This window comes from uncultured Maribacter sp., from assembly GCF_947500985.1.
GTDB lineage: Bacteria > Bacteroidota > Bacteroidia > Flavobacteriales > Flavobacteriaceae > Maribacter.
Map to the genome: position 1 here is coordinate 35,895 of NZ_CANMTX010000007.1, position 26,738 is coordinate 62,632.

A 26,738-nucleotide genomic window follows, 5' to 3' on the forward strand; every position below is an offset into this window, starting at 1 on the left:
TATTTTTGCTCTTTTGAGATACCTAGGTCATTCTGCCTTTGTTATCAATAAAGAATTTTAAACCTTTAGTTAAAATTGATGAAAAAAATCACCAAGGAAACGTATTTGAAGTGGTATGCAGACATGCTATTTTGGAGAAAATTTGAGGATAAATTAGCTGCTGTTTACATTCAGCAAAAGGTAAGAGGATTTTTACATTTGTATAATGGGCAAGAAGCCGTATTGGCTGGTGCACTTCATGCAATGGATCTTTCTAAAGACCGTATGATAACTGCTTATAGAAATCATGTTCAGCCAATTGGTATGGGCGTAGATCCTAAAATGGTTATGGCTGAGCTATTCGGTAAAGTAACTGGTACCTCAAAGGGTATGGGAGGTTCAATGCATATTTTTTCAAAAGAACATCGTTTTCATGGAGGTCATGGTATCGTTGGAGGTCAAATTCCATTAGGTGCAGGTATGGCTTTTGGCGATAAGTATGCAGGTAGAGATAATGTTACCTTATGTTATATGGGTGATGGTGCTGTAAGGCAAGGGTCTTTGCATGAAACTTTCAACTTGGCTATGTTATGGCAGTTACCTGTTGTCTTTATTTGTGAAAATAATGGCTATGCAATGGGGACTTCAGTAGCGAGAACATCTTTTTCTACAGAAATATGGAAGTTAGGTTTAGGTTACGAAATGCCATGTGGACCTGTCGATGGGATGAATCCAGTAACGGTTGCTCAAGAAATGAGCAAAGCTATTGATAGAGCTCGTAGTGGTGGTGGACCAACTTTTCTTGAAATGAAGACCTATAGATATAGAGGTCATTCAATGTCAGATGCTCAGCATTATAGAACTAAAGATGAAGTCGAAGAGTATAAGAAAATAGATCCAATTACTCAGGTGTTGGATATTATCAAAGAAAACAATTACGCAACTGACGCTGAAATTAAAGACATTGACAAGAATGTCAAGGTTATGGTTAAGGAATGTGAAAAGTTCGCAGAAGAATCAGATTATCCACCTATAAACCAATTGTATGATATGGTTTACGAACAAGAGGATTTTCCATTTGTTGAACATAAATTTTAATTAGATGGCTATAGTAGTAAATATGCCCCGTTTAAGCGATACCATGGAAGAGGGTACCGTAGCTAAATGGTTGAAAAGCGTTGGAGATAAAATTGAAGAAGGAGATATATTAGCTGAAATCGAAACAGATAAGGCGACGATGGAGTTTGAATCATTTAATGAAGGAACTCTGTTGCATATAGGTATTCAAGAAGGTGATAGTGCGCCTGTAGATAGTCTTTTGGCTATTATTGGTGATGAAGGTGAAGATATTTCTGCTTTAATAAGTGGTGGTAGCGCGTCAGCTTCAACAGAAGAGTCATCTGATGATAGTCCGGTTGCTGAAGATGCTTCAGAAGAAGTAGAAGCGCAAGGCGGTGGTGAAATTCCTGAGGGAGTTGAAATTATAAAAATGCCTCGTTTAAGTGACACCATGGAAGAAGGTACTGTGGCGACATGGTTAAAGAAAGTTGGTGATGATGTTGAGGAAGGTGACATATTAGCAGAGATCGAAACCGATAAGGCTACTATGGAATTCGAGTCTTTCTATAATGGTAAGTTATTGTACGTTGGTATACAAGAAGGAGAATCTTCTCCTGTAGATGCTGTCTTGGCAGTTATTGGTCCGGAAGGTACCGATGTAGATGCTGTTTTAAGTAGCGGATCTGGTAGTAGTAAAAAAAGTGCTGCAACAGAAACCAAAAAAGAAGCACCAAAATCTTCAGATTCATCTGATAATAAAGAAGTTTCTAAGCCAGTTGCGGATGGAGCAAGAATTTTTGCATCTCCTTTGGCTAAGAAAATAGCTGCAGATAAAGGTGTAGATTTAGCTAATGTTTCGGGTTCTGGTGATAACGGTAGAATTACTAAGAAAGATATAGAGAATTATACGCCAAGTAAAACGGCTGCACCAGTTGCTGCTTCTAACGTAAAGGCAGATAATGCAATAGTATCTCAACCAGTTTCTATGGCATTGCCATCTGGTGAAGAAGGTACTGAAGAAGTTAAGAATTCTAATATGCGTAAAGCAATTGCTAAAGCATTAGGTAATTCTAAATTTAACGCACCACATTTCTATTTGACTATTGAAGTTGATATGGATAATGCTAAAGCGTCACGTGCTCAGATAAATAGTTTGCCAGATACCAAAGTGTCATTTAATGATATGGTTTTAAAGGCTTGTGCTATGGCACTTAGAAAGCATCCTCAAGTAAATACTTCTTGGAGTGCAGACGCTACTAAATATCATAAGCATATACATATGGGTGTTGCGGTAGCTGTTGATGAAGGTTTAGTTGTACCTGTTGTAAAACATGCAGATTTACTAGGTTTAACACAAATAGGTAGCGCCGTTAAAGATTTAGCAGGTAAAGCACGTAATAAGAAAATAGCCCCTTCAGAGATGGAAGGTAGTACCTTTACGGTATCAAATTTAGGAATGTTCGGTATACTTGAGTTTACAAGTATTATCAATCAGCCAAACTCAGCTATACTTTCGGTTGGTGCAATTGTTGAAAAACCAGTTGTTAAAAACGGAGAAATAGTTGTAGGTAATACAATGAAGTTGACACTTGCTTGTGATCACAGAACTGTTGATGGTGCTGTCGGAGCTCAGTTCCTTCAGACATTAAGATATTTTGTAGAGAATCCGGTTACTATGTTAGCGTAGAACTTGATTCTAAAATAGAATTGCTAAAGCATCCTTTTATCGGGATGCTTTTTTTTTATCTTTATATTCTAAATTTGATGTTGTTATGAAATATATAAGTATTGTACTCCTAAGTACTTTGATTCTAGGTTGTGGTGGCGCGAAAGTTGATCAATCAACAGTTTTGAACCCAACGAATCCAAAAGGTGTTAAGGGTTCGGTTCTGCCTGCATCGAAAAATGCTCAATTGGAAAGTGTAAAGTCAAAAGTTTCTACTAAGGCTTTATCCGTTGATATAGAAGCAACCATGACTTTCTTGACGTCAGATGAATTACAGGGTAGAGATACTGGAAGTGAGGGAATTGAAAAGGCTGCAGATTATATTCAAAATATATTCAAGAACAACAATGTTCTACCTTATTTTGCATCATATAGAGATACATTGGAAAACTATAGTGACGGTATAGCTTATAACGTAGTAGGTTTTTTACCGGGTACTGATGAAAAACTAAAAAATGAATTTGTTCTAATAGGAGCACACTATGATCATATAGGTTTGATTAGCGGAGATAGTAACGATAAAATTGCGAACGGAGCCAATGATAATGCTTCAGGCACTACAACTGTTCTAGAATTTGCTAAATATTTTGGTGAACATAAAAACAACAAACGGAGCGTAATTTTTACCCTATTCACCGCAGAAGAAAAAGGATTGGTAGGTTCTAAGCATTTGGCTAAAAAATTAAAGGCTGAAAATATTGATTTGTACACTATGTTGAATTTCGAAATGGTAGGGGTGCCAATGGTAGGTAAAGATCATAGTCTTTATTTAACCGGGTATGAATTATCGAATTTAGCAGAGTTGAGTAATGGTTATGCAAATAAAAATTTAGTAGGATTTCTTCCTAAAGCAAAAGAGTTTAATTTGTTTAGACGATCAGATAATGCTCCTTTTCACGATGAGTTTAATGTGCCATCTCAGACTTATAGTTCTTTTGATTTCACCAATTTTGGAGAGTACCATAAAGTAGGTGATGAGGCATCGTTGATGGATTATGAATTTATGGCAACAATTGTAAATGAAACAGTACCGATGTTAGAAGGTATTATTAATGCACCGGTAAAAGAAGTAAAGTATAATTAATGGAATACGTAATTGTAACAGGTACCAGTAGAGGAATTGGTTTTGAATTAAGTAAGTTATTAGCTAATGCCGGTTATAAGGTCTTGGCGCTATCTAGAAATGAAAAACCGATTAAAAGTCTTAATCATAAAAATATTGAAGCTTTTTCTTTTGATGTGTCATCGGTAGAAGATAGAGATAACTTGTCTAATTATTTAAAAGATAAAAAGGGAAATGTTATTGCGCTAGTAAATAATGCAGGCAAGCTTATAAATAAACCTTTTTTAGAATTGACAGAAGAAGAATTTAAGGCGGTATATGAAGTGAATGTTTTTGGAGTTGCTGCTATGACTAGGCTTATTATTCCATTTATGGATAAAGACGCTCATGTGCTTACCATTAGCTCAATGGGCGGTATTCAAGGTAGTGCTAAATTCCCAGGTCTTTCAGCTTACAGTTCAAGTAAAGGAGCGGTATTGACTTTGACGGAATTATTGGCTGAAGAATTTAAAGAAACTGGTCCGTCATTTAACGCATTGGCTTTGGGGGCAGTACAAACAGAAATGTTAGAAGAAGCATTTCCGGGTTATGAGGCTCCTGTGAGCGCCAAAGAGATGGCAGAATATATAATGGACTTTGCTTTAAAAGGTCAAAAAATGTATAACGGTAAAATATTACAGGTTAGTAGTAGTACACCTTAAGAATGCAAGAAACGTTAGCTAAATATCTTCCTGAATTAGCGGTTGGTCCATGTTATGCACTAATTAAAGATAGTCAGGTGCATTTGAAAATCGTGAATGAACGTGTTACTAGGCATGGAGATTATAGAATGCGAAAAGATGGTAACCATCAGATTACCGTTAATGCATCTTTGAATAAGTATAGATTCTTAATTACGTTAATTCATGAAATTGCGCACTTAATAGCATTTGAGAAATATGGGCGTACTATTAAGCCACATGGTTTAGAATGGAAAAAAACATTTCAATATTTAATGCTTCCATTCATTCGTCCAGAGATATTTCCTTCACAGCTTTTACCTTTATTGGCTAGACATTTTAAGAATCCGAAGGCAAGCAGTAGTACTGATGCACAATTATCTATTGCCTTAAAACAATTCGATGAACAACAATCAGATAAAACTTACGTTTACGAATTACCAATAGGGTGTGTGTTTCGCATCTATAATGGCAAATTATTTAAAAAAGGAAATAAACGAACTAAGCGTTATGAGTGTATAGAATTATCCTCAGGAAGGATGTTTCTTTTTCAACCAAATGCTGAAGTAGAATTAATAAAGAGCTGACATGAACAAAAATTATTATGCCGTTTTAATGGCAGGTGGAGTAGGGTCTAGATTCTGGCCAATAAGTACAAGTGAGAATCCGAAGCAATTTCATGATATGTTGGGTACAGGTGATACCCTTATTCAAAAAACGTTTCAAAGATTAAACAAATTCATACCTACCGAGAATATTTTAATTCTTACCAATGAACGTTATAATGATTTGGTGTTAGAGCAATTGCCAATGGTAAAACAAGAACAGGTAGTTCTTGAGCCTGCAATGAGAAATACAGCACCGTGTATTCTATATGCTGCGATGAAGATTCAGAAGATGAATGAAAATGCGGTAATGATTGTTGCCCCAAGTGACCATTGGATAGAAGATGAAGATGCATTTGCAAAAGACGTTACAGCATGTTTTACAAAGTGCGAGACCGAAGATGTTTTATGTACTTTAGGTATAAAACCTTCTTTCCCTAATACAGGTTTTGGTTATATAGAATATAATAAGGCAGATAAGGCAGATAAAGCAGAAATAAAAAAGGTAAATCAGTTTAGAGAGAAGCCAGATTATGAAACTGCTAAAAACTTTCTAGCGCAGGGTAATTTTTTGTGGAACGCAGGTATATTTATGTGGAGTGCAAAAACTATTGTCGACGCTTTTCAGAATTTTCAGCCAAAACAATATGCTTTGTTTAGAGATGGCTTAGTATGTTATAATACAGACGATGAAAAGAAATTTATATCTGAAAACTATCCTAAAGCTGAAAATATATCTATTGATTACGCTATTTTAGAAAATTCGGAAGCGATATACGTGAAGGAAGCAACATTCGATTGGAATGATTTAGGTACTTGGGGATCGTTGTACGACAAGTTAGATAAAGATGAGAATAATAATGCTATAGTAAATGCTAAAGTACTGACGGAAGATGCTAATGGTAATATGATTAGGTCTAAAGCTGGTAAAGTAGTGGTTGTAGACGGACTTAGCGATTATATTATTGTTGATAAAGATGAAGTACTTTTGATCTATCCTAAGACCAAAGAACAAGATATTAAACAAGTTTTAAATAAGGTAAAGGATACCTTTGGTGATGAATTCGCTTAAATATGGAGAACAATCTTAATCAAGATAACATTACCCCTAACAGTAATGAGGGTAGTGGTAGTGAAGAAGTAAAAAAAGATTTTCAAGGTCTTTTAGGTAGTGTTAAAATGTTTCTTTCTGAGCTGTTGGATATTAGAACCAATACCGATCAGCAGGCGACGAAAGAAGCTATTATTGCCGATATTCCTTTTAAGGGGCATACTTCTTGGATTTTGATTTGTTCTATTTTTATTGCATCTATAGGTCTTAATGCCAATTCTACAGCTGTAGTAATCGGTGCGATGTTAATTTCGCCTCTAATGGGTCCTATTTTAGGTATAGGTATGTCTGTGGCTATAAATGACATTGATACCTTAAAAAGATCATTGAAGAACTTTGCTGTAATGGTAGTTTTAAGTGTGATAACGGCGTACTTATTCTATCGTTTTTTTCCCCTTAGAGATGAGTCTTCAGAGCTTTTAGCTAGAACTGAGCCTGATATTAGAGATGTTTTAATAGCATTTTTTGGTGGTTTGGCATTGGTGATTGCACGTGCTAAGAAAGGTACAATTGCTAGTGTAATTTTCGGTGTTGCAATTGCCACAGCGTTAATGCCACCTTTGTGTACGGTAGGTTTTGGTTTGGCAATCGGAAACTGGGAGTATGCGAGGGGTGCAATGTATCTGTTCATTATAAATACTATTTTCATAGCCTTAGCGACTTTCTTGGTAATAAAGCTCTTGAAATTCCCCATGGTTCGTTACGTGAATTCGCAACGAAGAAAATTAATAGCTAGGCTAGCTTCTTTATTGGCTGTTTTGGTTATGATACCTGCAGGTTTTACATTCTATAGTGTTTTTAAAAAATCGTTATTCAATAGAGATGCCGAAACTTTCATTACAGAGAAAATAGTGCCTTACCAATTTGCGGGTGAAGGCAAGTTTTTAAAAGATTTTAGTGAGGTAGATTATGATGATGAAGGTAAGTCAAAAATTGAACTGGTTTTCATGGGAAATGACGGTATACCTGATAATGTGATTGCCACTTGGCGTGCTCAAATGGCGGAGTACAAACAGCTAAAAGGTACTGAGCTAGCCGTTGTTCAGGGTTCTAAAAGTGACGAGGCAAATGAACTAAAATATGTGAATGAGCTTTATGAGTCTCAGAAAACTATTCTAACTAGTAAAGACGAGAAAATTCAGCTTTTAGAAAGTGAATTGGTAAGGTTGAATCAGATTTCATCAAATCAAATTCCTTTCAAAGAAATTAGTCTTGAGGCGAAAACGAATTATGAAAATTTAGAGCGAATAGGTTATGCTTATTTAATTTCAACAGATTTTGCTAAAACCGATAGCATACCATTATTTGAAGTCACTTGGAAAAAGGAAGCCAAAAGAGCAGAAACGGTTAAAGATATGAGCAAGCTGCAAGATTGGTTGCGTCTAAGATTGAGTAATAAGAATATTCAGATTAAAGAAGTGCCTACAGAGTAGGGTTAGTTTTGCTCTTGAATATACATTTGGCGCACCTTTTTGAAAAGATCAGATGAATAAACAAAATTAGTTACCGCTTCATTATCGGTTTTAAAGATTTCGTTTTTAGTCCCTTCCCATTCTAGAAGTCCGTCTTTTAGGAAAATTATTTTTTCCCCAATTTGCATTACCGAGTTCATATCATGAGTATTTATTACGGTAGTAATATTATACTCTTCGGTGATTTCTTTGATAAGGTCATCAATAAGAATAGCCGTCTTAGGGTCCAGACCAGAATTTGGTTCATCGCAAAAAAGATATTTCGGATTCATAACTATAGCACGAGCAATAGCGACACGTTTTTGCATACCGCCAGAAATTTCAGAAGGAAATTTATGATGTGCATCAATTAGATTCACTCTTTTTAAAACCGCATCTACACGGTCTTTCATTTCAGATTTAGACTGCTTTGTAAACATTTCTAAAGGGAACATTACATTGCCTTCGACCGTCATACTATCAAAGAGGGCACTACCTTGAAATACCATGCCCATTTCTTGTCTTAAATCTCGTTTCTCGTTATCGGTAAGGTCAGCATATAATTTTCCGTCATAGACAATACCGCCTTCCTCTGGGATAAATAATCCTAAAAGACATTTAAGAAAAACAGTTTTACCTGATCCACTTTGTCCAATGATTAAATTAGTTTTTCCTTTTTCGAAAGTAGTCGTAACCCCTTTAAGGATATGAGCATCGCCAAAAGATTTATGTATGTCTCGTACTTCTATCATTATCCTAGCAAAAGTTGGGTTAATATGTAGTTGAGTATGATAATTGCAACACTCGTCCAAACGAACGCTGTTGTACTTGCTTTACCAACCTCTAAAGCTCCGCCTCGCATATAAAATCCATGAAATGAAGGTATAGTCGCAATCACAAAAGCAAAAATCAAGGTCTTCACAAATGCATATGCAATATGAAAAGGAACAAAATCTGATTGCAATCCTGTAATAAAATCTTCGCTAGTTAGAAATCCGCCGAAAACTCCGGCCATCCATCCACCGAATATTCCAACATACATAGAAATTGCAATTGCGAAAGGGTAAAAAAGCATTGCAATAATCTTAGGAAAAACTAAGTAATTTAATGAATTTACACCCATTACTTCTAAAGCATCTATTTGTTCGGTTACACGCATGGTGCCAATACTAGATGTAATGTAAGATCCTACTTTACCAGCCATTATAATAGATACGAAAGTAGGTGCAAATTCTAATATTACAGATTGGCGAGTTGCAAAACCAATTAGATTTCGCGGTATTAATGGGTTGGTTAGATTAAGCGCTGTTTGTATGGCTACAACCGCACCAATAAAAAAGGAAATGAATATGATAATACCCAGTGAGCTAAAAATCAACTCATCTATTTCCTTGAATATAAGGGACTTCATTATTCTCCATTTCGTAGGTTTTTTAAAAACCTCGCGGATCATAATTGCATAGCTCCCTACAGATGCTAAATAGTTCATTGATTGAAAATATATTTCTTACCGTAAAAATAACAATAAAGGACCTGATTTAACCTCCGTTTAATCTTTAAAGATGTAAATTATTTTACATTTGTGTTACAATCCTATCCGTATGAAAATGAAAAAATATTTTGTGGCTTCTTTATTTGTAAGCACGATGTTATTGGTTAACGCTTTAAACGCTCAAAAGAAAAATAAGGAAAATTCAAATGATAACCTTTTAAGAGTGAAACCGAAATTGGTAGTTGGTATTGTAGTAGATCAAATGCGCTATGATTATATAACACGTTTTTACAATCATTTTGGTAATGATGGATTCAAAAGACTTGTAGAACAAGGATTTAATTGTAAAAACAACCATTTCAATTATGCACCAACAAGCACGGGACCGGGGCACACATCTGTATATACCGGTACAACACCTGCAGTACACGGTATAATCGGTAATAATTGGTATGATAAAGAGATTGATGAAAGTGTGTATTGTGCCAGTGATGATACGTATACATCTGTAGGAACTATGGCAGACGCAGGAAAAATGTCACCACACCGTATGGGCGTTACCACGATAACAGACGAAGTTCGTTTAAATAGTCAAATGCAAGGCAAAACTATTGCTATTGCATTAAAGGATAGAGGTGCAGTTTTACCTGGTGGTCATACGGCTAACGCGGCTTATTGGTTTCATGGTGCAGATGAAGCAAAATGGATAACAAGTTCTTATTACATGAATCAACTTCCGAAATGGGTTAATGATTTTAATTCATCTGGAACAGCACAATCTTATAAAAGAGAATGGAATACGTTAAAAGATATTAAGGAGTACAAAGAGAGCGGAACTGATAATAATCTTTTTGAAGGAAAATTTGAAGGGGAGTCAACAACTTCATTTCCTCACAATACTCCTGTTTTACTAGATAAGACAAAAGATTTTGATATTATAAAGGCAACGCCATTTGGTAATTCTTTAACTGCGGATTTTGCTATAGAGGCATTGAAGCAAGAGGGTTTGGGTAAAGACGATATAACAGATTTTCTAGCGGTAAGTTTTTCAAGTACTGATTATGTTGGGCATATGTATGGCGTAAATTCTAAAGAAGTTCAAGATACTTATTTAAGGTTAGATGCAGATTTAGAAAGGTTTTTTAAAGCTTTGGATAAAAACGTAGGAGAAGGAGAGTATACGTTATTCTTAACTGCAGATCATGGAGCAGTTGAGGTGCCAACGTATTTAAAAAGTGAAAAAATACCGTCAGGTTATATTGACACAGCTGCGAACAAAAAAAGGTTGGCGGAGTTTTTACAGTATAAGTATGGTACAGAAGATATTATTAAAAACTATTCTAATGATCAAATATTTTTAGATCATAAAATTGTTAAAAACCTAGACCTTAGCTTGGCTGACGTGCAAGTTGAAATAGCTCAAGAGGTTTTAGGTTACGATGCAATAGATAGGGTATACACTGCAAATCAAATGTGGAGTACTAATTACACCCATGGTATTCCTTATATCTTGCAAAATGGCTATAACCAAAAAAGATCAGGTGATGTATTGGTAGTTTTAAAACCAGGATTTATTTCTTATAATACTACAGGATCTACACATGGCTCACCACAAATTTATGATACACATGCGCCATTATTGTTTTATGGTATGGGTGTAAAACCAGGTTCGACAGTTAACAGAACAGAGATTCCTGATATTGCACCAACCATTTCGGCGTTGTTAGGTATCTCTTTTCCAAACGGAGCAACTGGTAAGCCTATAACAGAAGTGTTTAAATAATATGGACGACAGGCAAATAGGTATTTTTGATTCTGGTATTGGCGGCACATCTATCTGGGGCGAAATTCAAGAGCTTATGCCTAATGAAGATTGTATTTATTTAGCAGATAGTAAGAATGCTCCTTATGGTGAAAAATCTGAAGAGCGAATTCTAGAACTGAGTATAAAGAATACTGAATATTTATTAAGCCAGGGTTGCAAGATTATAGTCGTTGCCTGTAATACGGCAACGACAAACGCCATAGACTATTTAAGGGCAAACTATACTGTTCCTTTTATAGGTATTGAGCCAGCATTAAAACCTGCGGCTATAAATACCAAATCTAAGATTGTGGGCGTTTTAGCTACTAAAGGAACTTTGTCGAGTAGTCTGTTTCATAGTACCTCAAAAAATCATGCTGCAGGTATAACTGTCTTAGAGCAACGAGGCACTGGTTTGGTCGAAATGATAGAAAACGGAAATCTTCAAAGCGATGAATTATACCATTTATTAGAGGGTTATATAAAACCTATGCTTGAAAAGGGAATGGATTATCTTGTTTTAGGCTGTACGCATTACCCATATTTAATTCCGCTATTGAAAAAAATGCTACCAGAGAATGTAACTATAATAGACTCTGGTCAAGCAGTGGCTCGACAAACTAAAACAGTTTTAGAGAAAAATGAATTGTTGACCAATTCTACAAATGTTGGCATTCATCAATTTTATACAAATGGTGATGTAAAAGTACTTGCTTCAATTTTAGAATCGGCTAAACCTAAATACACGGTATCGTTTAAAGACTTTTAAGGGCATTTTCTTTTTTAACGTAGGTTAAATAAGTGAATGATAAATTATGTTTTTCGTCTGTTGGGTGAAACTCTTGGTTTGTTAGCATCCAATACTTCTCGTCAATTTCTGGAAAAAAGGTATCGGCATCTTCAAAAGTGGCATGCACACGGGTAAGTTCTATTTTGTCAGAAAAATTTTCACCTTGCTTGTAAATTTCTCCACCACCAATTATAAAGGCAATTTCATTGTTTACTAAATCTATAGCTTCATCTAAAGAGTGCACTACAATACATTCATCATAGTCTACCGAGTAATTTTTATTTCTGGTAATGATGATGTGAGTTCTGTTTGGTAAAGGTTTTGGGAAACTTTCATATGTTTTTCTACCCATTATAATTTTATGACCAGACGTTAATTTCTTGAATCTTTTAAAGTCATCTGGCAAATGCCAAAGCAAATCGTTGTCTTTGCCAAGCGCGTTGTTTTCTGCTGCCGCAGCAATCATTATAAGTGTACTCAAAGTAGTTTTTTTTTAGGTTCAGGTTCAATTGAAGTAGGTAGCTTAATTTCCTCTTCAATTTCTTTTTCCATTTCGGCAATTCGTTGCTTCTGCTTGGCTACTAATTTTTCACGTTGCGAACGTTCCCAATCATTGCCCATGAATTTATTGGTAATAAAAACATTGAAAATATGTAGAACAAACAGAAATCCCCAAAAGGTAATTGCCCAAACGAACCAATTATATTCTTGCCCGTATTTTAATATTTTATTGATAAGCACTAAGAAAACACTACCAACTAAAAATACTACGAAATGCGTATAAAGGCGTTTTTTTTGTTTAACCCTTTTTTGAGCATTCTCTAATAGCTCATGTTGCTCTAAATCTAATTTGGAGGTATTTTTATTTCTAGAAAACATACTCTTCCTATCTTTGGTATAAAGATACAGGAAATGTATTATACGCTATAATCAATGGAAAAATTTAGAAAAGAATTCCCAGTTTTAAGAAAAGGTATTTATGCGAACACCGCAGTGTATGGTTTGCTGTATGATTCATTGTTAGAATGGCGACAAGAGCATGATCTAGACTTTTTAATAGATGGTAGCGATATGCGCGAGCAATCTTTAAAGGTAATTTCAGATACGCGCACTAGCGTTGGTAGGTTTTTTAATTGTAAAAGAGAGAACGTAGCATTAGTTAGCAATTTTTCATCTGGGCTTAATGTGTTATTAGAGGGGTTGAATTCTAAGAAAAAGGTGCTACTTGTAAAGAATGATTATCCTTCTCTTAATTGGAGTTTTGAGAATAGAGATTTTGAGGTTTCTTATATATCTATGACAACCGATTTAGAAGTGCGTATTCAAGAAACAATATCAAGTCAGAAAATAGATGTACTGGCATTAAGCCTTGTGCAATGGCTAGATGGTTTTGCTATTGATCTAGATTTTTTGAAAGATTTGAAAAAGCAGCATCCGAATTTAATAATCATGGTAGATGGTACTCAGTTTTGTGGTAGTGCTAGCTTTGATTTTGATAGCTCAGGTATTGATGTTTTGGGTGCTAGTGCCTATAAATGGTTATTGGCTGGTTATGGTAACGGATTTATGTTATTTTCTGATCAAGTTAAAAATGAGTTCGCGATAAATAATATTGGCTTTAATGCTGCCGACGGAGATTTTGATAAAAAAGATGAAATTAGATTTGCTAAGAAATTTGAGCCTGGTCATTTGTCATCACTGATTTTTGGAAGTTTAAAGTTTTCTTTAGATTTTTTTGAAAGAATAGGGGTGGATAAAATAGCAGAACAAAACCGCAAGTTATCAGAGAAGGCAAAGGCAGAATTTCAAAAGCTAGGACTGTTATCTGATGAGGTTTCAGGAAGAAAGCAGCATAGTACCATTTTTAATATAAAAGCAAACGAAGCTACTTATCAAAAACTAATAGACAATGATGTATTTTGTGCTCAAAGAGGCGACGGTGTGCGTTTAAGTTTTCATTTTTATAATACCGAATCAGAAATAGATGCAATTGTAAAAATTTTAAAAGCAGGAAAGTAGCTATTCACAATAAAGTAATTTTGTAGGGTTATATTTCGTTGTATATCTATAATGAGCATAAATATTAAGGATTTGATAAAAATATCTTAAGTGTTGTAAATGAGTGTTTTATTGTGCTAATTTTGCTTTGAATATTAAATCTAATATCATGGCAATTGCAAAAAAATATTTAAAAACTAAGCCAGTATGTAAGGTTACTTTTACGGTACCTACAGACGATGCAAAAAAAGTAGCTGTTGTAGGCGATTTCAATAATTGGAACGCAAAAAAGAGCGCATTGAAGAAACAAAAGAATGGCTCTTTTAAAGGAACTTTTGATCTTCCAAAAGAGAACTCATTTGAATTCAAATACATTGTTGACGGAGAATATGTAACCGATGGTGAGGCTGATCGTTACCAATGGAATGATTTTGCTGGTTCTGAGAATGCTGTATTAGAATTATAAAAAAAATAATACTGAAATATAGAAAGCCTGCTATTTAAAATAGCAGGCTTTTTTTTCCATTTATAAGTAGAATCTAAGCTTTTTTAAAGACACAGTTTTTATAACCATATGTTGTTGATTCATACGAAGTGGTCATTTTTAAACCAGATTCTTTCGCGAGCCAAGTGATAATTTCATTATCGTACTTCTGTGAAATTTCGGTGTGTATGGTCTCCCATTGCTTAAAATCGACGGTTAATTCTAAATTTTCAATTTGTACAGTCTGTTCAATTTTCGAAACTAAATAGCTCTTTGCAGTGCCTGTTTCGGGGTTATACACCTCCCAATGTAAAAATTGATCTAAATCAAAATTTGCATTTAATTCGGTGTTTATTCTTGCAAGAACATTTTTATTGAATGCAGCTGTAATGCCTTCTTGATCATTATAGGCATCTAATATGGTTTGCGGATTTTTCTTTTGGTCAAACCCCATAAACAGTAAATCTTCAGGTTGCATTAGCTGTTGAATCTTGTTCATGAAGACAACCGCCTGCTCATGCTCTAAGTTGCCAATATTAGAACCTAAAAATAAAATAATTTTTCTATTCTTACGACTGTTTATTTCTTTAAGAGCTTCAAAATATGTTCCTTGAAAAGGCTGTACTTGTACCTCTGGCAATTCTTTTTCAATAGAATTCTGTAGTTGATTTAATGCGTTGTCACTAATATCGATAGGTACATATGTAAAATCGATTTTTTGGTCGCTGAATTCTTTTAATAAAATTTTGGTCTTTTTGCCATCTCCAGCACCAAGTTCAATTAAGTCAAATGACCCAAAACCGGTAAACAGATTTGAAATCTCTTCTTTATTGTTCTCAAGAATTTCATACTCAGAATCGGTAAGATAGTAAGTTGGCATTGCCATAATATCTTGAAAAAGCTTATCTCCTTTTTTATCGTAAAAATACATTGAAGACAAGTGCTTGGGGTTGTCGGTCAAACCTTGGGAAACTTCTTTTTCAAATTCACTTGTATTGGTGAGCGTAGTTTTTGTGTCTTGCATACGTTATCTGTCGTATTTATTTGGCTAACCTTATACCGGTATACTGCCATTTTAAATCTGTTTGAAAAAAATTGCGATAAGTGTGCCTGGCATGTTTGTTCGGAGTAGCAATAGAATTACCTCTTAGTACTTTCTGGTTCACCATAAATTTACCATTGTATTCACCTAAAGCTCCATCGACTTTTTTATAATTAGGGTAGGGTAGGTAGGCGCTTTCTGTCCATTCCCAACGTTGTCCCCAATTAAATTGATCTTGTGCTGCTTCCCACTCAAATTCAGTAGGCAATCTGCAACCTTTAAACTGGGCAAAGGCAAATGCTTCAAAATATGATATATGTGTAACAGGTGCTTCTAAATCAATTTCTGTTAATCCGTTAAGGCTATAATAATGCCAAACACCTTCTATCTGGTGCCAATATAACGGTGATTTAACTTGGTTTTGCTGTACCCAATCCCATCCAGCTGCATGCCAAAGGTCGAAACGTTTATATCCGTCAGCCTTTATAAATTCAAGATATTCGGAATTGGTAACGAGTTTGTTCGATATTTGATAATCATGTAGGTATACTTTATGTCTACCTAATTCATTGTCAAAACAGAAGTCGGTAGAATTATGACCTATTTCATAAATTCCTTCACTCATACCTATCCAGTGTTGAGCCCCTTTATCAATGCTATATTCTTTAAATGACTCTGAGTATTTTGGTAAAAGCGGATTATTACCTAAAATATATTTAATATCTGTAAGCAATAATTCTTGATGTTGTTTTTCATGATGAATACCAATTTCAAGAACGGCTAATAACGTGCTATCTTCATTAGATTCCAGAAGTCTTTTCATTGCTTGAGTCACATAGTCTCTATATTCGTAAACCTTCTTTACTGAAGGTCTAGACAGATTACCGCGATCGGCACGTACAACACGTTTGCCTACGGCTTCGTAGTAACTGTTAAATACAAATGAAAAATCTTCATCAAAAACCGTATATGACTTGTCGTATGTTTTGAGAATAAACTCTTCGAAAAACCAAGTTGTATGACCTAAATGCCATTTTGGAGGAGAGACATCTATGATAGGTTGTACCACATAATCTTCAATTTCAAGAGGCTTGCAAATAGCCTCGGTGTGCTCTCTTGTTTCTAAAAAGAAATCTAAGAACGTATCAGTACTAACCATGAAAACAATTTTTATGGAAAGTTAATTAAAAATGATCAATTGAGTTTGACCTGATAAATTAAGAAATTGATACTATTAAAGCTTGAAGTTAATGGGAATGGAGTATGGGATCTTTTTTGGGGCGCCATTTTGACGACCAGGTTGTAGCATTGGTAGTAGAGAAATAATTCTTCGAGCTTCATTTTCTAAAATAGGTGCAGGACCTTTTGTTTTAATATTACCAACATTTCCTTCTTTATCAACCAAAAACATAATACTTACTCTTCCACTGATCTTTTTTGCTATAGCTTCTTTTGGATAAACAAAGTTAGAACCAATATGAAGTTGCATTAGGGAATTAAAGGTTCTTCTATCTGTTAGGGCATTAACTCTTGGTTGATTTGGAAACAGTGGTGTTTCTTCGATAGTACCACCTTTAAAAGTACTATTACTATCTAAGGGAATTTTGTTTAATTTATTATTGCTAGTTGAATAATCGTAATTCAAAAAGTAATTTGGTTTGTAATTATCGGGTTTTTTATTATCGACTCTTAAAACATGCAATTCAGCAATTCTTTGATTAAGCTCTCTAGTAAATTTTTTATTCAGTTTTTTATCGTTGATGTAAGAATGAATTCTTTCATCATTGATCTGATTTAAATCATTTAATTCAAAAGTGATTCTTGTTTTTAACGTATCAATTTCTTGATTCCTTTTTTTGAATAAATCTTCAAGAATAACAAGTACCTCTTCCTCAATTTTAAGACTTAAGCATTCATTTTTATCTAAAGCATCTGCACACTCATCAATTATTATTTCTTCTTGTGGAAAATAAATAGAATCGTCTTGAGAAAAACAATTCATTGAAATGAAAGTACAAACGATAAGTAAAATGGATGCTTTTATTTTCATAGTTTAAATTGCTACTTTTCCTTTTATATGAGGATGCGGGTTGTAATCTACCAATTCAAAATCTTCGAACTTGAAATCAAAAATATCTTTCACATTCGGATTCATTTTCATTTTCGGCAATGCTCTTGGCTCTCTGCTTAGTTGTAATTCAACCTGTTCCATATGATTATTGTAAATATGGGCATCACCGAAAGTATGAATAAAATCGCCGGCTTCATAACCGCAAACTTGAGCCATCATCATGGTAAACAATGCGTAAGATGCAATATTGAATGGTACACCTAAAAATATATCTGCACTACGCTGGTACAACTGGCAAGATAATTTGCCATCGGCAACATAAAACTGAAAGAATGCATGGCAAGGAGGTAAAGCAGCTTTGCCGTTAGATACATTCTCAGAAAATGATTTAGAAGTATCTGGCAACACGCTAGGGTTCCAAGCAGATACTAACATTCTTCTACTATTGGGATTCGTTTTTAAAGAGTTTACTACTTCTTTGATTTGATCGATTTCATCATCGTTCCAATTACGCCATTGATGACCATAAACAGGTCCTAAATCTCCATTATCATCAGCCCATTCGTTCCAGATTCGAACACCGTTTTCTTGTAAATACTTGATGTTGGTATCACCTTTTAAAAACCAAAGTAATTCATATACAATAGATTTTAAATGTAATTTTTTGGTGGTAACCATGGGGAAACCTTCGCTGAGGTCAAATCTCATCTGATACCCAAAAACACTTTTAGTTCCGGTTCCTGTACGGTCACCTTTTTGGTTTCCTTCATTAAGAACATGTTTTAAAAGGTCATGGTATTGTTTCATAGCAATAGAATTATGTATACGCCAAATTGATTCATCAGCGTATTACAAAAATACTATTTAGATGAATTTTTGAGTGGAATTTAAAGAATGGGTTATGAAGATCTTATTAACTAAATTAAAGTTGGAAATGTTATTACCCTAAAATCATACCTGCAATAGTAGCAGAAAGTAATGAAGCTAGAGAGCCACCAAGAACAGCTTTCATTCCAAATTCAGATAATGTCTTTCTTTGTCCTGGTGCTAGTGATCCAATACCGCCAATTTGAATACCAATAGAAGCAAAGTTTGCAAAGCCACATAACATATAGGTAGCCATAATAACAGACTTGTTAAACTTTAAATGTGGTAAGGTGCTAAGATCTTTAAGTTCTGCTAATTGTATATAGCCTACAAATTCACTCGCCACTAATTTAATGCCTAGCAATTGACCCATAAGCATGATGTCTTCATTGGCTACCCCGATTAACCACATTAAAGGGGCAAATATAGTCCCTAGAATTGCTTCAAGAGAGAATTTAGAATACGAGGTATTTTCAGCTATCCAGCTATTTAAATGAGTAAAATCTCCGGTCCATTCTAGAATACCGTTGACCATCGCAATAATGGCTACGAAAACTAAAAGCATAGCACCTACATTAACAGCTAGCCTTAGTCCTTCTGTAGTACCATTTGCTATAGCATCTAATACGTTGGCGCCAATCTTTTCAGAAGAGACATGAACTTCAGTATTTACTTCTTCTGTCTGTGGATATAGTATTTTGGAAATTACAATCGCTCCAGGAGCAGCCATAACGGAGGCAGCTAATAAATGTTTCGCAAATACCAACTGTAGCAATTCATCTTCACCACCTAAAAACCCAATGTAGGCAGCTAAAACAGCACCGGCAACGGTTGCCATACCACCAATCATAACCAGCAGAATCTCTGATTTGGTCATTTTTTCTAAGTATGCTTTTATTAAAAGAGGTGCTTCTGTCTGCCCAAGAAAGATGTTTCCGGCAACAGAAAGACTTTCAGGTCCTGAAATACCCAAGGTTTTAGAAAGTGCCCAAGCAAGCCATTTTACTACTTTTTGTATTAATCCTAAATAAAATAGTAAGGATGTAAGAGCTGAGAAAAATATGATTGTTGGTAGTACTTGAAAAGCAAAAATATATCCAAAAGTACCGGTATCAACGACTAAACCTTCAAAAAGAAATTTACTACCCGCACGTGTAAATTCTAGTATGCTGACAAAGATTCTTCCTATTTGTTCAAAAACTAATTGTACGAAAGGTATTTTTAGTACACCAACGGCAATAACCAATTGAAGCGCCAGACCTATACCTACAGTTTTCCAATTAATGGCTCTTCTGTTAGAGCTGAATAAAAAGGCTAAAAATAATAAGACTACCATGCCTAAAACTCCTCTGCCGAGACTGTTGAAAGAAAATCCTTCATTGATTTCCATTCCCATAACACCAGCAGTAGCAACATCTTCAGCCAAAGTGGTGTCAGTTGTACTTTGTAAAGGTTGAGTTACGTCTACGTCTTGAGCAAAAGTAATTGTGGTAAGAATCAGTGCAAAAAATAGCAACCATTTGCCCTTTTTCATAAACTATAATTTAATGTTTAGTTGCGTTTAGAGATTTCATCTCTCAGTTTTGCCGCCTTTTCGTAGTCTTCGTTGGTGACTGCCTTTTTTAATTCTGCTTCTAATTCATCTATAGTAAGTTCTGTGTAGCCATCGCTTGCACCAGATTCTATTTCTATAGTTTCCCCTTCTTGCAAAATCTCATCGACCATAATACTATCGTCGTTATCTTTTTGATCTTTCTCTTTAGATGAGAATTTCAAGAAAATACCAGCTTTGTCCAATATAGTCTTATAGGTGAATATAGGGGCATTGAAACGCAATGCCAAGGCAATTGCATCACTAGTTCTTGCGTCAATGATTTCTTCAATACCGTCTCTTTCGCAAATGATGCTAGAGTAAAATACGCCATCCACCAATTTATGTATAATCACCTGTTTGATTACAATATCAAATCTGTCGGAGAAATTTTTAAATAGGTCGTGTGTAAGTGGTCTTGGAGGCTTTATCTCTTTCTCCAAAGCAATTGCTATGGATTGAGCTTCAAAAGCGCCAATGACAATAGGTAATTTTCTATCGCCTTCAACTTCGTTCAAAATGAGAGCGTATGCCCCGTTCTGAGTTTGGCTGTAAGAGATACCTTTTATTTTTAATCGTACTAGACTCATAGGTTTTTAACTAAAAAAGGCTGTTCATATACTTGGGGTTCCAACTATACGAACAGCCCTTTAAGGGGCACAAAATAACAAAAATTTAGCCGTTTTGTGCTTTAAAATCCTTTAATTTTTCAATCAATTGAGGAACTACTTCAAAGGCGTCTCCAACAATACCGTAATCAGCAGCTTTAAAGAAAGGCGCTTCAGGGTCATTATTGATTACAACTTTTGTTTTGGAAGCACTTACACCTGCTAAATGTTGGATTGCTCCAGAAATACCAATAGCAATGTAAAGATTACTTGCAACAGGCTTTCCTGTTTGTCCAACATGTTCACCGTGCGGTCTCCATCCAAGATCAGACACTGGTTTGGAGCAAGCTGTTGCAGCACCTAAGATATCTGCAAGTTCTTCTATCATTCCCCAGTTTTCTGGTCCTTTCATTCCTCTTCCTGCAGATACGACAATATCAGCATCGGCTATAGTAGCTTTACCAACAACTTTATCTATTTCAATAGATTTGGTATCATTTGTCGCAGCATCGGCAGCACCACTTATTTCTTCAACAGAAACTTCTGTTTTGTTTTCGTGAGCACCAAAAGCATTATTAGATACACCTACTATTTTAATATCTGTATCTATTTGAGTGTGTGCAAAGCCTTTATTACTGAAAGCGGTTCTTTTAACCATAAATGGAGCAGTGCTATCTGGCGCCTGAACTACATTTGGTGCGTAACCAGCAGATAGTTTGGCAGCCAATAAAGGAGCTAAATACTTTGTATCTGTGCTTGAACTTAAAATAACAACCTTTGCATCTGTGCTTTTTACTGCTTCAGCGATAGATGCTGAGAAAGCACCAGCATTAAATGTTTCTAATGAGCCGTCTTTAACGTTCATTACTTTAGAAACTCCGTACTCGCCAAGAGATTCACCCTCGGTAGTATTGAAAGCTATTGCGGTAACAGTTGTACCCATCATTTTGGCAACTGCAGAAGCATAAGAGGCGACCTCGAACGCATTCTTCTTAAATTTTCCTTGTTCTGATTCTGTATATACTAAAACTGACATCTTTTTTGTTTTTAATTATTACCTAATAAATAGGTTATTAAATGACTTTGGCCTCATTATGTAATAGGTCAATCAATTGATCTACACTATCGGCAAGTTTAACTTGACCTTTTGGAGCCGGTTTGTCGAATTTTTTGTCTTCGGTAGCTTTGATAGCCTCAACCGGTTCAAGAACAGAAAGACTTTTCTTTCTTGCCATCATAATTCCACGCATATTAGGTATACGTAAATCACTTTCTTCAACAAGACCTTTTTGTCCACCTACTACTAAAGGTAGTGAACTACTTAATTTTTCTTTTCCGCCATCTATTTCTCTAACAGCAGTAACATTGGTTCCGTCAATTTCAAGACTAATACAAGAATTGATGAAATTCATATTTGTTAAAGAAGCCAGAATACCTGGTACCATACCACCATTATAATCAATAGATTCTCTACCGCCGATTACTAAGTCATAACCTCCATTCTTAACAACTTCTGCAAGTTGTTGAGCAACAGAAAATCCGTCAGTAGGTTCTGTGTTAATTCTAAAAGCTTCATCTGCGCCAATGGCAAGTGCCTTACGCATTGTAGGTTCAACTGTAGGACCGCCAACAGTAGCAATATGCACTGTAGCACCTTGTTTTTCTTTGAACCACATAGCTCTTGTTAAACCGAATTCGTCATTCGGATTAATTACAAACTGTACACCGTTGGTGTCAAATTTGGTATCGCCATCTGTGAAATTTATCTTAGACGTAGTGTCTGGAACATTACTTATGCAAACTAGTATCTTCATGTTTAAAAAACTTTATATCAATGAAGACGAAGATAGCTATTTAAATCCTATTTTACTATGCATGCATAGTAAATTTTATAACTTTTTTTAAATCTGGCATTCTATTTTTTGATATTATATTTCATATTTTTGCTTGCTTTCTAGCATATAACAAAGAATAATATTTACCATACATGAAAACACTACAATTTAGGCAAGCAATAGCCGAGGCCATGTCCGAAGAAATGAGGAAGGATGAATCTATCTATTTGATGGGTGAAGAGGTAGCGGAATATAATGGCGCTTATAAAGCTTCCAAGGGTATGTTGGATGAGTTTGGCCCAAAGAGGGTTATTGATACTCCAATATCAGAACTTGGTTTTGCGGGTATAGGCGTTGGTTCTACTATGACCGGTAATAGACCTATTATAGAGTTCATGACCTTCAACTTTGCGTTGGTAGGTATTGATCAAATTATAAATAACGCTGCTAAGATCAGACAAATGTCTGGCGGACAATTTCCTTGTCCTATAGTATTTAGAGGTCCTACAGGTTCTGCAGGTCAATTGGCGGCGACGCACTCACAGGCTTTTGAGAGTTGGTATGCCAACTGTCCGGGTTTAAAAGTAGTTGTACCATCTAACCCGGCAGATGCAAAAGGATTGTTGAAAGCTGCAATTCGCGATAATGACCCTGTAATATTTATGGAGTCTGAGCAGATGTATGGTGATAAAGGTGAAGTGCCAGAAGGTGATTACACTATTCCATTAGGTGTTGCGGATATTCGTAGAGAAGGTAAAGATGTAACTATCGTTTCTTTTGGTAAGATTATTAAGGAAGCTGATAAAGCTGCCGATGAATTAGAAAAAGAAGGTATTAGTTGTGAGATTATAGATTTACGTACTGTAAAGCCTTTAGATTACGAAGCTATTTTGAAATCTGTTAAAAAGACAAACCGTTTGGTGATTTTAGAAGAAGCTTGGCCATTTGGTAATGTAGCAACAGAAATTACATATCATATACAAGCACATGCATTTGATTATTTAGATGCACCAGTTGTTAAAATTAACACCGCAGATACGCCAGCACCATATTCTCCAGTATTATTGGCAGAGTGGTTACCTAATCATAAAGATGTAGTTGAAGCTGTTAAAAGAGTTTTATACAAATAAAAGATTTACTTTTGTAAAGTACTTTAGCTTCTCCGACCAAGTCTGGAGAAGCTTTTTTTATTAGTATGTTATTTGCAACAAAATTTTTTATTGAACGACGAATTTTAATGAGAGGGATAATTTTCACATTCTTAAGTCTATGCGTTTTCATAGCTCAAGGTCAGACCAAAATTGGTGGTATTGTCATTGATGAGCAGGGTGAGCCTGTATCCTTCGCTAATGTATTCTTTAAAAATTCGACTGAAGGTACCATTACAAACGATGATGGTAGGTTTTATTTAGAGTCTGAAAATGAATATCCTACAGTAATTATATCTTTTATCGGTTATACAGATTACGAACTTCAGTTAGATTCTAAAGTTGCCTATGATTTAAAAATAACCATGATAGAAGCTGCAGAGCAGTTGAACGAAGTGGTGTTGATAGCGGGCAAGCAATCTAAAAAGAATAATCCTGCGGTAGATATTCTTCGAAAAATCTGGTCGAAAAAGCGTCAGAACGGTGTTAGGCAGTTTGATCAATATGCTTTTGATAAGTATGAAAAGGTAGAGTTCGATTTAAATACAATAGATAGTGCACTTATAAAAAGTAAGGTTTTTAAGGGGCTCGAGTTTGTTTTTCAAGATTTAGATACTTCTCGTATAACAGGTAAAACATACTTACCGATTTTTTTAAACGAGACTTTTTCTAAAGTTTACGGTGATAATAAAATCAAAGAGGAAAAAGAGGAAGTTTTAGGTAATAAGAATTCCGGATTCGAAAATAATCAAGCAATCATAGCTTTCGTACAAGACTTATATCAAGAGTACGATGTCTATAATAATTACCTGAAATTTTTCGATAAAAGTTTCACTAGCCCGCTATCAAAAACCGGGGTAGATGTGTATAATTATGCGCTTAGAGATAGTGCTTTTATTGATAATAAGTGGTGTTATAATATTGTATACTATCCACGCCGTAAAAATGAATTGACCTTTAAAGGAGATTTTTGGGTAAATGATTCTACTTGGGCGGTGAAAAATATTAATCTTCAAGTAACCAAAAGTGCCAATATTAACTGGGTAAAAGAAATCTACATAGAGCAAGATTTTGAAGTAATGAATGATTCAGTGTTTCTTTTGAAACGCGATTATATGTTGAGTGATTTCAGTTTCAACAAAAAAGAAGAATCAAAAGGATTGTATGGTAAGCGAACAAGTGTTTATGATAATTACGAGTTCAATAAGGTTAAACCAAAAGAGGTTTATAAAAAAGATAGAAACCCTTTAGATGTTACGCAGATTATTAAAGACGATGCCTTTTGGGAACAGAACAGATTAGAAAGTCTAAATAAAGATGAGCAGGGTATTTATAAGTTGCTAGACACCCTTAAAACCGTTCCCAAATTTAAGACCTATTATAATTTTGTAAGTATTTTAGGATCTGGTTATGTCGAGGTCGATAAATGGAATTTAGATTTAGGCTCTGTTTATGATTTCTTTGGATACAATACTGCAGAAGGCGCGAGAGTGCGACTTGGAGCAAGAACATACTATGGTCAAAATGATCTTTGGCGAGTAGAAGGATACACGGCATACGGATTCAAAGATCATAAATTTAAACACGGCTTGGCGGGTAAAATGCTATTAGATAAAAATATCAGATTAATCGTTTCTGGTGGTAACCGTAGAGACATAGAGCAACTTGGTGTTAGTCTAACGGCAACTAATGACGTTTTGGGTCGAAGTATTGCATCTTCCTCATTATTAACGGTAGGTGCCAATAATAGATTAACGAATATTAATTTAAGTGCGCTTAATTTTGAAATTGAACCGCTAACCAATTTAAAATTATCTGTAGGTGGTACGTTTAGAACCTTGAGTTCTGCTTTACCCGGTGATTTTAGTTTAGATTATGTAAATCCAGAATCTCCAACAGGGGTTTCATCAGAAATACGTCAATTCGATTTTAATGCATTGGTACTGTATACTCCGGGTAAGAAAACGATAGGTTTCGGTGTTGAACGCAGAGATGTCAATGATACTTATAGTACTATATTATTGAATTATACAAAGGGAACAAAAGGAGTAATGAATAGTGATTTTGATTATAGCAAGCTTCAATTTTCATATAGTCAACCATGGCAATTAGGTGGTTTTGGTAGATTATTGAGTACGGTAGAGCTTGGAAAAACATTTGGTGAGGTTCCTTTAGGATTGTTGAGCGTAGTGCCTGGTAACCAAACCTTTTTCTCTAATTATGGTACGTTTCCAAATTTAGATTTTTACGAATTTGTTACAGATACTTATGCCGCTGTTCATTTACAACATAACTTTAATGGTCGGTTTTTCTCTAGAATTCCGTTCTTAAGAAAATATAATTTAAGAGAAATAGTAGCTCTGCGTGGAGTATGGGGAGATTTGTCTGATGAAAATATAGCCCTAAGTGCACCCGCAACAGTAAATACGCCGTTACGTGCGCCATCAGAAAAAATTTATTATGAGTATTCTTTCGGAATTGGTAATATCTTTAAGGTATTTAGATTAGATTTCAATTTTAGAGGAAATTATTTAGAAAATCCCGATGCAAGAAAGTTCGGTGTAACCGGTACGTTTGGATTTGTCTTTTAATTCGATTAATTTTTACAATTATAACAACTTAGTAACGTTTCATAAGAAACTATAAATTAAACAATTTTTAATATGGCAGCAGCAAAAGGCTTAACCTTTGATGTTTTAATAGAGATTCCGAAAGGAAGCAGAAACAAATACGAATACGATTTTGATTTACATAAAATTCGTTTTGACCGTATGTTGTTTTCTTCAATGATGTATCCTGGTGATTATGGATTCATACCTGAAACTTTAGCGTTAGATAAAGATCCATTAGACGTTTTAGTAATGGGAACAGAACCTACATATCCAATGACGGTGATGGAAGTAAAACCTATAGGTGTATTTCACATGACAGATGAGAAAGGTCCAGATGAGAAAATTATCTGTGTACCAGTTTCAGATCCAATCTGGAGCAATAACAATGATATTAGTGATTTGAATCCGCATAGATTAAAAGAAATCGAACATTTCTTTCAAGTATATAAAGATTTAGAAGAGAAAAAAGTTGATACAGGCGGGTGGAGCGATGCTGCTAAAGCAATCGAAATATACCACGAATGTGTTAAGAGATATGATGATAGTGAGCACAAAGCAAAGCGCACTTTTGTGATATAAATAATATTTTACATCATTTGAGCCACTTTTTTTAATAAAAAGTGGCTTTTTTTATTCTATTCTAATTTACTACATTAGTCGAACTAACAACTAACAAATAGATT

General features: G+C 35.0%; 26 protein-coding genes. 14 read left to right on the forward strand and 12 right to left on the reverse strand.

What is annotated here, in order from left to right:
- Positions 1-78: 78 nt before the first annotated feature.
- From pdhA to Q0871_RS15025, 7 genes are all read left to right on the forward strand, one after another.
- On the forward strand, positions 79-1,077 hold the full coding sequence (pdhA, locus tag Q0871_RS14995; RefSeq protein WP_299325240.1) for a pyruvate dehydrogenase (acetyl-transferring) E1 component subunit alpha: 999 nt from the start codon (positions 79-81) through the stop codon (positions 1,075-1,077).
- 4 nt (positions 1,078-1,081) lie between these two features.
- The gene (locus Q0871_RS15000; protein ID WP_299325241.1) at positions 1,082-2,725 is read left to right on the forward strand and encodes a pyruvate dehydrogenase complex dihydrolipoamide acetyltransferase; all 1,644 of its coding nucleotides are present in this window, start codon (positions 1,082-1,084) and stop codon (positions 2,723-2,725) included.
- An 85-nt stretch (positions 2,726-2,810) separates the two neighbouring features.
- On the forward strand, positions 2,811-3,848 hold the full coding sequence (locus Q0871_RS15005; protein ID WP_299325242.1) for a M28 family peptidase: 1,038 nt from the start codon (positions 2,811-2,813) through the stop codon (positions 3,846-3,848).
- On the forward strand, positions 3,848-4,528 hold the full coding sequence (locus tag Q0871_RS15010) for an SDR family oxidoreductase (protein WP_299325243.1): 681 nt from the start codon (positions 3,848-3,850) through the stop codon (positions 4,526-4,528). Before Q0871_RS15005 ends, Q0871_RS15010 begins: the two co-directional genes overlap by 1 nt.
- A gap of 2 nt (positions 4,529-4,530) precedes the next feature.
- Positions 4,531-5,133 carry a SprT-like domain-containing protein gene (locus tag Q0871_RS15015; protein WP_299325244.1) on the forward strand — a complete coding sequence of 201 codons (603 nt, stop codon included), beginning with the start codon at positions 4,531-4,533 and terminating at the stop codon, positions 5,131-5,133.
- Position 5,134: 1 nt separating this feature from the next.
- Positions 5,135-6,223, forward strand: coding sequence for a mannose-1-phosphate guanylyltransferase (locus Q0871_RS15020; protein WP_299325245.1), 1,089 nt, complete (start codon positions 5,135-5,137; stop codon positions 6,221-6,223).
- A gap of 2 nt (positions 6,224-6,225) precedes the next feature.
- Positions 6,226-7,695: a DUF389 domain-containing protein gene (locus Q0871_RS15025; RefSeq protein WP_299325246.1), complete on the forward strand. Its 1,470-nt coding sequence runs from the start codon at positions 6,226-6,228 to the stop codon at positions 7,693-7,695.
- Between the two features lie 2 nt (positions 7,696-7,697).
- Here Q0871_RS15025 and Q0871_RS15030 read toward each other — a convergent pair whose 3' ends face one another.
- Both Q0871_RS15030 and Q0871_RS15035 read right to left on the reverse strand, forming a co-directional pair.
- The gene (locus Q0871_RS15030; protein WP_299325247.1) at positions 7,698-8,465 is read right to left on the reverse strand and encodes an ABC transporter ATP-binding protein; all 768 of its coding nucleotides are present in this window, start codon (positions 8,463-8,465) and stop codon (positions 7,698-7,700) included.
- Complete coding sequence (locus Q0871_RS15035; RefSeq protein WP_291794078.1) at positions 8,465-9,202, reverse strand: ABC transporter permease; 738 nt, start codon at positions 9,200-9,202, stop codon at positions 8,465-8,467. Before Q0871_RS15035 ends, Q0871_RS15030 begins: the two co-directional genes overlap by 1 nt.
- 118 nt (positions 9,203-9,320) lie before the next feature.
- On the opposite strand from Q0871_RS15035, the gene pafA reads away from it, so the two are divergent.
- Both pafA and murI read left to right on the forward strand, forming a co-directional pair.
- Positions 9,321-10,988, forward strand: a complete 1,668-nt coding sequence (pafA, locus tag Q0871_RS15040) for an alkaline phosphatase PafA (RefSeq protein WP_299325248.1) — start codon at positions 9,321-9,323, stop codon at positions 10,986-10,988.
- Between the two features lies 1 nt (position 10,989).
- Entirely contained in the window at positions 10,990-11,778 is a 789-nt protein-coding gene (murI, locus tag Q0871_RS15045; protein ID WP_299325249.1) for a glutamate racemase, read from the forward strand.
- Here murI and Q0871_RS15050 read toward each other — a convergent pair.
- Both Q0871_RS15050 and Q0871_RS15055 read right to left on the reverse strand, forming a co-directional pair.
- Positions 11,765-12,265, reverse strand: coding sequence for a dihydrofolate reductase (locus Q0871_RS15050; RefSeq protein WP_299325333.1), 501 nt, complete (start codon positions 12,263-12,265; stop codon positions 11,765-11,767). The genes murI and Q0871_RS15050 overlap by 14 nt on opposite strands.
- Before the next feature lie 11 nt (positions 12,266-12,276).
- Positions 12,277-12,678, reverse strand: a complete 402-nt coding sequence (locus Q0871_RS15055; protein ID WP_299325250.1) for a 2TM domain-containing protein — start codon at positions 12,676-12,678, stop codon at positions 12,277-12,279.
- Positions 12,679-12,732: 54 nt separating this feature from the next.
- Between Q0871_RS15055 and Q0871_RS15060 the strand changes: the two genes are divergently transcribed.
- Together Q0871_RS15060 and Q0871_RS15065 are read left to right on the forward strand one after the other, a co-directional pair.
- Positions 12,733-13,818, forward strand: coding sequence for an aminotransferase class V-fold PLP-dependent enzyme (locus Q0871_RS15060; RefSeq protein ID WP_299325251.1), 1,086 nt, complete (start codon positions 12,733-12,735; stop codon positions 13,816-13,818).
- 148 nt (positions 13,819-13,966) lie between these two features.
- Positions 13,967-14,263: an isoamylase early set domain-containing protein gene (locus Q0871_RS15065; protein WP_299325252.1), complete on the forward strand. Its 297-nt coding sequence runs from the start codon at positions 13,967-13,969 to the stop codon at positions 14,261-14,263.
- Between the two features lie 73 nt (positions 14,264-14,336).
- Here the strand turns inward: Q0871_RS15065 and egtD are convergent, their stop codons facing one another.
- The 8 genes from egtD to Q0871_RS15105 all read right to left on the reverse strand — a co-directional run bounded on the left by egtD (position 14,337) and on the right by Q0871_RS15105 (position 22,274).
- The gene (egtD, locus tag Q0871_RS15070; protein ID WP_299325253.1) at positions 14,337-15,305 is read right to left on the reverse strand and encodes an L-histidine N(alpha)-methyltransferase; all 969 of its coding nucleotides are present in this window, start codon (positions 15,303-15,305) and stop codon (positions 14,337-14,339) included.
- A gap of 16 nt (positions 15,306-15,321) precedes the next feature.
- The gene (gene egtB, locus Q0871_RS15075; protein ID WP_299325254.1) at positions 15,322-16,482 is read right to left on the reverse strand and encodes an ergothioneine biosynthesis protein EgtB; all 1,161 of its coding nucleotides are present in this window, start codon (positions 16,480-16,482) and stop codon (positions 15,322-15,324) included.
- 75 nt (positions 16,483-16,557) lie between these two features.
- The gene (locus Q0871_RS15080) at positions 16,558-17,373 is read right to left on the reverse strand and encodes an energy transducer TonB (protein ID WP_299325255.1); all 816 of its coding nucleotides are present in this window, start codon (positions 17,371-17,373) and stop codon (positions 16,558-16,560) included.
- A 3-nt stretch (positions 17,374-17,376) separates the two neighbouring features.
- Complete coding sequence (locus Q0871_RS15085; protein WP_299325256.1) at positions 17,377-18,201, reverse strand: thymidylate synthase; 825 nt, start codon at positions 18,199-18,201, stop codon at positions 17,377-17,379.
- A 133-nt stretch (positions 18,202-18,334) separates the two neighbouring features.
- Positions 18,335-19,657, reverse strand: coding sequence for a nucleoside transporter C-terminal domain-containing protein (locus Q0871_RS15090; RefSeq protein WP_244534077.1), 1,323 nt, complete (start codon positions 19,655-19,657; stop codon positions 18,335-18,337).
- Between the two features lie 155 nt (positions 19,658-19,812).
- On the reverse strand, positions 19,813-20,442 hold the full coding sequence (locus Q0871_RS15095) for a bifunctional nuclease family protein (protein WP_073247103.1): 630 nt from the start codon (positions 20,440-20,442) through the stop codon (positions 19,813-19,815).
- A gap of 85 nt (positions 20,443-20,527) precedes the next feature.
- Complete coding sequence (locus Q0871_RS15100) at positions 20,528-21,496, reverse strand: electron transfer flavoprotein subunit alpha/FixB family protein (protein WP_299325257.1); 969 nt, start codon at positions 21,494-21,496, stop codon at positions 20,528-20,530.
- Between the two features lie 37 nt (positions 21,497-21,533).
- The gene (locus tag Q0871_RS15105) at positions 21,534-22,274 is read right to left on the reverse strand and encodes an electron transfer flavoprotein subunit beta/FixA family protein (protein WP_299325258.1); all 741 of its coding nucleotides are present in this window, start codon (positions 22,272-22,274) and stop codon (positions 21,534-21,536) included.
- A gap of 173 nt (positions 22,275-22,447) precedes the next feature.
- On the opposite strand from Q0871_RS15105, the gene Q0871_RS15110 reads away from it, so the two are divergent.
- The 3 genes from Q0871_RS15110 to Q0871_RS15120 all read left to right on the forward strand — a co-directional run bounded on the left by Q0871_RS15110 (position 22,448) and on the right by Q0871_RS15120 (position 26,634).
- The gene (locus Q0871_RS15110; protein WP_073247098.1) at positions 22,448-23,425 is read left to right on the forward strand and encodes a pyruvate dehydrogenase complex E1 component subunit beta; all 978 of its coding nucleotides are present in this window, start codon (positions 22,448-22,450) and stop codon (positions 23,423-23,425) included.
- A 107-nt stretch (positions 23,426-23,532) separates the two neighbouring features.
- Positions 23,533-26,034: a DUF5686 family protein gene (locus tag Q0871_RS15115; protein ID WP_299325259.1), complete on the forward strand. Its 2,502-nt coding sequence runs from the start codon at positions 23,533-23,535 to the stop codon at positions 26,032-26,034.
- A gap of 72 nt (positions 26,035-26,106) precedes the next feature.
- Positions 26,107-26,634: an inorganic diphosphatase gene (locus Q0871_RS15120; RefSeq protein WP_299325260.1), complete on the forward strand. Its 528-nt coding sequence runs from the start codon at positions 26,107-26,109 to the stop codon at positions 26,632-26,634.
- The last annotated feature ends 104 nt before the right edge of the window (positions 26,635-26,738 follow it).